Genomic DNA, 6379 nt, shown 5'->3' on the forward strand with positions numbered 1-6379 from the left:
GCCATCGTTGGCACTACTGTTCTTAACTCACCAAACAGCTTTTTAGTTACAAAAAAACATTACGGCGACTTTATTTTAGAGTTGGATTTTAAAGTGGATGAAGGGTTGAATTCCGGAATTCAATTCAGGAGCAATGTCGATAAAAACTACAAAGATGGAATAGTACATGGTTATCAAGTAGAAATTGACCCAATACAAAAAGAACTCTACTCCAAAGAACCGTTTAACTATCGGTCAAATGGTGATGTTGTCCCATCGGGAACGGAACCTAGGAGTTGGACAGGGGGTATTTATGATGAAAAGCGTCGTGGCTGGCTGAATGATCTGACTCAAAACGAAGCTGCCCGAAAAGCCTTCAAACCCGGAGAGTGGAACCACATTCGCTTGGAGGCGACTGGTTATCGCATCTACACATGGGTGAATGGGGTGTTGGCTTCCGCACTATTTGACGATATGACTAAATCGGGTTTTATCGGACTGCAGGTTCATGCCGTAAAAGACCCAAAGCCAATGCAGGTTTCATGGAAAAATATTAAAATTCAGGATTTATCCAAAAACTATCCGGCACTTCATAAATCGGAACAAGATCTGACAAAGAAAAAAACAAAGTCGGCCGTTAAAACAAGTCTGAACGCTTTCTCTTTTGCTAAAGACTTGAATAGTGGGAGAATGACCCTTTTTCAGCTGATTGATTATTGTGCAGACAATGGATTTGATGCCGTGGACCTCACGGGATACTATTTTCCGGGCTACCCGGCTGTTCCGGGTGATGAATTTATCTATAACTTGAAAAAATATGCTTTCAAGAAAGGAATTGACATCAGTGGAACCGGTGTCAGGAATGACTTTGCAAATCCCGACCCTGCCAAACGGGCAGCCGATGTGAAACACGTAAAAGAATGGATTGAAGTTGCCTCAAAGTTAGGAGCTCCGGTCATTCGTGTATTTGCAGGGCCCATTCCTGCTGGATATGAGAACCGTTGGGACGACATAGCAAAATATATGTCTGAAAGCTTGAGGGAATGTGCGGAGTATGGTGAACAGCATGGAGTACTTGTGGGTGTACAAAATCACGGGGACTTTTTAAAAACAGCGGATGAAACAATCGAAATAGTGAAAATGGTCAACTCCGATTGGTTCGGCGTGATAGTCGATACAGGCTATTTCATAACCGATGACCCTTATGTGGACATTGAAAAAATCATGCCTTATGCGGTTAATTTTCAAGTAAAAGAGAGTCCGTTTGGTGTGTTGAGTCGCATTCGCATTGATATGCCGCGATTATTGAGAATTGTGAATAACAGTGGCTACAGAGGTTATCTGCCTATTGAAACATTGGGCGACAAAGTGATGAAAGGACAACCGCAACCTGATTTTCCGATGCGTCCGACAGAACCCGAGAAAATGGTTCCTGCACTTTTAAAAGAATTAGAAACAGCTATTGCCAACGAGTATAAGTAAGATCACCCTGTGGCTCCATATTGCTACAGCATTGTAAAATTGTGGTGATTGATATTTGAAAAGCCTTATCTGAGGCTTTACAGAACTGTTGTCTTTGTTGTCAACATTTTGTCTGACTTGTTGAAGTTTATAAAGGATTATATTTTAACTATTTATGGATAAAAAGGTTTTAAGAGCCGGGATTATCGGTTCGGGTTTTGCTGCGCGATTTCATTTCGATGCTTTACAACGTGTCTTCAGTACAAAAGTGGAAATTGCGGGTGTTTTTTCAAGAAATGCAGAAAATGCACAAAAATTTGCGGATGAAAGAGGACTGCAAACATTCAAAACATTGGAAGAGTTAATTGCGGCTTCGGATGTTCTTCACGTTTGCACACCTCCGGTTACACACGAGCCAATTGCAATTGAAGTGTTGAAGCAAAATAAGTTTGTCATTATTGAAAAGCCTTTTACCGGGTATTTTGGTGATGGCTCTCCAGAATTTAATGGAGATACCTTTCCTCGTCAAAAAGGACTTGAAAATGCCTTGGAAAGTATCAAGCGGATGCTCGATGCCGAGAAGAACAGCCAGGGTAAAATCATGTACGCTGAAAACTGGATATATGCTCCTGCGGTACAGAAAGAACGCGAAATCATCGAGAAAACAAAATCTCAAATCCTTTGGATTCAGGCGCAACAGTCTCATTCGGGCTCTCATTCGCTTGATTATGGAAAATGGAGGCTTGCCGGTGGAGGTTCGCTGATGGGAAAAGGCAGTCATCCGTTGGCTGCTACCATCTATTTTAAGCATGTGGAAGGCAAAGTGCGTTTCGGAAAACCTATTCGCCCGAAAACAATTTCAGCCCGGGTTCACGCAATCACAAGAATGGAAAATTTTGAAAATCAAGGCCATTTGCGCGATACCTATACCGACGTGGAAGATTATGCAGTCACACACATCGTTTTTGAAGACGGAACAGTGGCCGATGTGGTGGCAAGCGAGCTGCTGCATGGAGGAGTGAAAAACTATGTGGAAGTACATGCAAACAATCACCGTACCATTTGCAATATCACGCCGAACAATGCCATGCAGACATACAATCCTGTGGATGAAAATTTCAACGATATCTATGTGGTTGAAAAAACAGGCACGAAACAAGGATGGTCTAATATTTCGCCCGATGAAGGCTGGTTCAATGGGTATCAGCACGAGATGGATGCATTTTATAAAACAGCCGCTCATGGAACGCCCATTGAAAGTGACAGCAAACTTGCTGCGGATGTGATTGCGACAATATATTCAGCCTATCTTTCAGCAGAAAACAGGGGAGTGGAAGTGCAAGTTACTGTTTTTGAGTAAAATATAATTCATGCAAAAAGAAAAATCAACAAATTACAGATGGGGTGTAGTAGGTATGCTGTTTATGGCACTTACCATCAACTATATGGATCGTCAGGTCCTGTCATTGACCTGGAAAGATTTTATCGCGCCGGAATTTCATTGGACAAATAATGATTATGGCACTATAACAGGATTATTTTCTATTTTTTATGCAGTCGGGATGTTGTTTGCCGGAAGGTTTATGGACTGGATGGGAACCAAAAAAGGGTTTATGTGGGCAATTGGAATCTGGTCACTTGGAGCTTGTTTACATGCTTTCTGCGGACTTGCAACCGCCGCGATTGTTACCGGAGTTTGGCCCGAGAGTTTCAGAGGCGCCGTTGAGGCATTGTCCGTTGTCAAAAACACCACATTAATAGCTTCTGTAAGTGTGTATCTGTTCGTGATTGCCCGGTTTGTGCTGGCAATTGGCGAAGCGGGTAATTTCCCGGCCTCTATTAAAGCCGTTGCTGAATATTTTCCGAAAAAAGACCGTGGATTTGCCACCAGTATTTTTAATTCGGGTGCAGCAATCGGTCCGCTTATTGCACCGCTTACCATACCGTTTTTAGCCAAAGCATACGGATGGGAGATGGCATTTATCATTATAGGTGCAACCGGATTTATCTGGATGGCATTTTGGGTATTCTTATACAAAAAGCCGGAAGAAAATAAATGGATTAATGCCGCTGAATTGACCTATATCCAGCAAGATGAAAAAGAATTTGAAGAGCTGAAAGCAGCATCAACCCTCGAGAGGAAAGTGACATACAGGCAGGCTTTTCGACACAAGCAAACCTGGGCATTTGCAGCCGGAAAATTCATGTCCGATGGTGCCTGGTGGTTTTTCTTGTTTTGGACGCCCGCTTATTTAAGTTCAGTGTATGGATTAGACTCCACACAAAGTGCTCCTCAAATCTTTGTAATGTATGCAATCAGCATGTTGTCATTGGTAGGTGGCTGGTTGCCAACTTACTATGTTGATAAGAAACGAATGAATCCATACGAAGGAAGAATGAAATCGATGTTGATATTTGCTTTTATTCCACTGATTGTATTGTTTGCCCAGCCATTGGGTTATATTTCAGTATGGATTCCGGTGATCATCATTGGTGTGGCATTGGCTGCACATCAATCCTGGTCGGCAAATTTGTTCTCTACAATCGGCGATATGTTTCCCAAACATGCCATTGGAACAATTACGGGCATTGGTGGATTGGCAGGCGGAATTGCTTCTTTCATCATGAACAAAGGTTCAGGAGTATTGTTTGATTATGCTGAAAGCAGTAGCTTGAGTTTGTTGGGATTTAAGGGAATTGAATCGGGATATTTTATCGTGTTTTGTCTTTGTGCTGTTACTTATCTGATCGGATGGTCGATAATGAGAGCTTTGGTGCCAAAATATAAAATAATAACTGAACTGTAAATAATCACATGACATGAAACGTATCGTTAATTGGGGAGTATTAAGCACTGCAAAAATTGGCAGAGAGAAAGTGATACCGGCTATTCAGGCAAGTAAATGCAGCCGTGTATTGGGAATTGGCTCGGAAAACAGAGAATTTGCAACAACAATTGCAGCTCAACATGGCATAGAAAGGATTTATGATTCTTACGAGAAACTTTTAGAAGATCCGGATATTGAAGCGGTATACATACCGCTTCCCAATCATTTACATGTGGAGTGGTCCATTAAAGCATTGGAAGCAGGAAAACATGTTTTATGCGAGAAGCCGATCGGACTAAATTCAACCGACGCTCAAAATTTATTAGACACTTCTAATAAATTTCCTCATTTAAAAATAATGGAGGCGTTCATGTATCGTTTTCATTCGCAGTGGCATAAGGTTAGGTCAATTGTTGAAAACGGTACTATTGGAAAAGTGAGCGCTGTCAATCTGTTTTTTTCATATTACAACATTGACCCGAACAATATTCGAAACAGGACAGAAGTGGGTGGTGGAGCATTGATGGATATTGGTTGTTATTGCATATCCTTTTCGAGATTCATACTCAACTCGGAGCCTGAAAAAGTGATTGGTGTAATGGATATGGATCCTGTGATGAAAACAGACAGGCTGACCTCGGGGATTCTTGTTTTTTCAACCGGTGCAACAGCAACATTTACGTGTTCCACGCAATTAATGCCTTATCAACGGGTAAATATTGTAGGCGAAAATGGTAGAATTGAAGTGGAGATACCTGTAAATGCTCCAGTCGATAAGATGACTCATGTTTGGATTTACACCAAAGGGTGTGCAGAAGAAGTTACATTTGATCCTGAGAATCAATATACTCGACAAGCCGATTATTTTTCAAGAACCATCATTGAAGATGGTGAAATTGAGTTTTCCCTTAGTGATTCTATTAATAATATGAGAGTTATTGATGCAATTGTTGAAAGCAACAAAGAACATAAATGGATAAAACTATAGAAAAAATTGTAAATCTTCGATAAACGCCCCTGCTCAGAGTGAGTGTTCAAACCGATGCATGGGGAAAGTGCATTCTGCAATGTCTTGCAATGTATACGGCACGCTGTGAAAGGTGAGAATTCCAATTTTGAGATTGATTACCCAAATCTGCTTGTGTTAAAGGGCCTGCTTTCCCCATCCGCCATCCTGCAGGCATCTATTTCTGAGGGAGAGACACTGTGGTGACCTAAATCGTCTTCATGTCGGCCGATAATTTCACCATGGTGTCTGACAGCCTGCATACCGTCGGCATCAAGAGGAAGTTAATCATGTTGAACTAGAGAATAAGCCTGTGGGTCGTAGTAGTTGTTGTCTCGTGCCATCCAGACGGGGTATTTTTTCCCTTTCATTCAAATAGCTCGATTGTGTAATCCAAAAGTTCAATTCCGCCGGATTTCCCGTGTCCGGTTATAACTTTTTTTACTTTTGGATATTTCATCTTTACTTTTCTTACCGTTTCCGACCACTCTTCGACATTCGCTTCCGCGAGATTACCCTTTCCTGCTCCTGCTTCTTTTATTAAACAACCGCCAAACATAATATCTTCCAAAGGGAAATAACCAATAATGTTATCGCAGGTATGGCCTTCTCCACAAAATTCAATATGCACCGCCTCGTTACCGATATTTAAGTTCAAATACTTATCAAACCCCTGTTTTGGTATCGTAGATCCATTTTCTTTCGCTATCTGTATCGTTTTGTTGTAGGCGTAAGAAATAATGCCCTGTCTGTGAAATTCCTCCAGGCCTCCCAAGTTGTCTATATGATAATGCGTTGGAACAACCGCTATAATTTTGCATTTCAACGATTGTGTAAGCCAGTCAATCAGTTCGCGAGAAGTTTCATTGTCTGTCGGCGTATCAAAAATAACGGCTTCATTGTCCTTTGCAACAATCATTCCATTACACGAAATTTTCTCCAGATCCCCATAATCAAGAAATGAAATATGTTGATATACATATTCGGAAATCTGATTAATTATCAAAGACGCTGAGTTGTATACATTCTTTTCCGTTACTCTGTCTATGTTGACATTGCCATGAACCGTGGAGTGGGTCCCGTCCGGATTTACAATTACATTGCC

General features: G+C 41.4%; 5 protein-coding genes. 4 read left to right on the top strand and 1 reads right to left on the bottom strand.

Annotated features, from left to right (window positions below; all coding sequences use genetic code 11):
* The 4 genes from B3Z75_RS10060 to B3Z75_RS10075 all read left to right on the top strand — a co-directional run.
* Nucleotides 1-1461: family 16 glycoside hydrolase (locus B3Z75_RS10060; RefSeq protein WP_294071088.1), on the top strand; the 1461-nt coding region annotated here is incomplete at its 5' end.
* Nucleotides 1462-1615: 154 nt separating this feature from the next.
* Nucleotides 1616-2800, top strand: coding sequence for a Gfo/Idh/MocA family protein (locus tag B3Z75_RS10065; RefSeq protein ID WP_286880563.1), 1185 nt, complete (start codon nucleotides 1616-1618; stop codon nucleotides 2798-2800).
* Nucleotides 2801-2810: 10 nt separating this feature from the next.
* Nucleotides 2811-4247, top strand: coding sequence for an MFS transporter (locus tag B3Z75_RS10070; protein ID WP_294071096.1), 1437 nt, complete (start codon nucleotides 2811-2813; stop codon nucleotides 4245-4247).
* Nucleotides 4248-4260: 13 nt separating this feature from the next.
* Entirely contained in the window at nucleotides 4261-5256 is a 996-nt protein-coding gene (locus tag B3Z75_RS10075; protein WP_294071100.1) for a Gfo/Idh/MocA family protein, read from the top strand.
* Between the two features lie 385 nt (nucleotides 5257-5641).
* Here B3Z75_RS10075 and bla read toward each other — a convergent pair.
* A partial coding sequence (bla, locus tag B3Z75_RS10080; protein ID WP_294071102.1) for a subclass B1 metallo-beta-lactamase occupies nucleotides 5642-6379 on the bottom strand: 738 nt, incomplete at its 5' end.

Origin of the sequence: Proteiniphilum sp. UBA1028 (assembly GCF_002316955.1) — a bacterium.
Taxonomy (GTDB): domain Bacteria; phylum Bacteroidota; class Bacteroidia; order Bacteroidales; family Dysgonomonadaceae; genus Proteiniphilum.

Excerpts from the sequence above, each read along its gene's own strand:
- B3Z75_RS10065 (WP_286880563.1), top strand. The coding sequence starts at position 1,616 with ATGGATAAAAAGGTTTTAAGAGCCGGGATTATCGGTTCGGGTTTTGCT.
- B3Z75_RS10070 (WP_294071096.1), top strand. The coding sequence starts at position 2,811 with ATGCAAAAAGAAAAATCAACAAATTACAGATGGGGTGTAGTAGGTATG.
- B3Z75_RS10075 (WP_294071100.1), top strand. The coding sequence starts at position 4,261 with ATGAAACGTATCGTTAATTGGGGAGTATTAAGCACTGCAAAAATTGGC.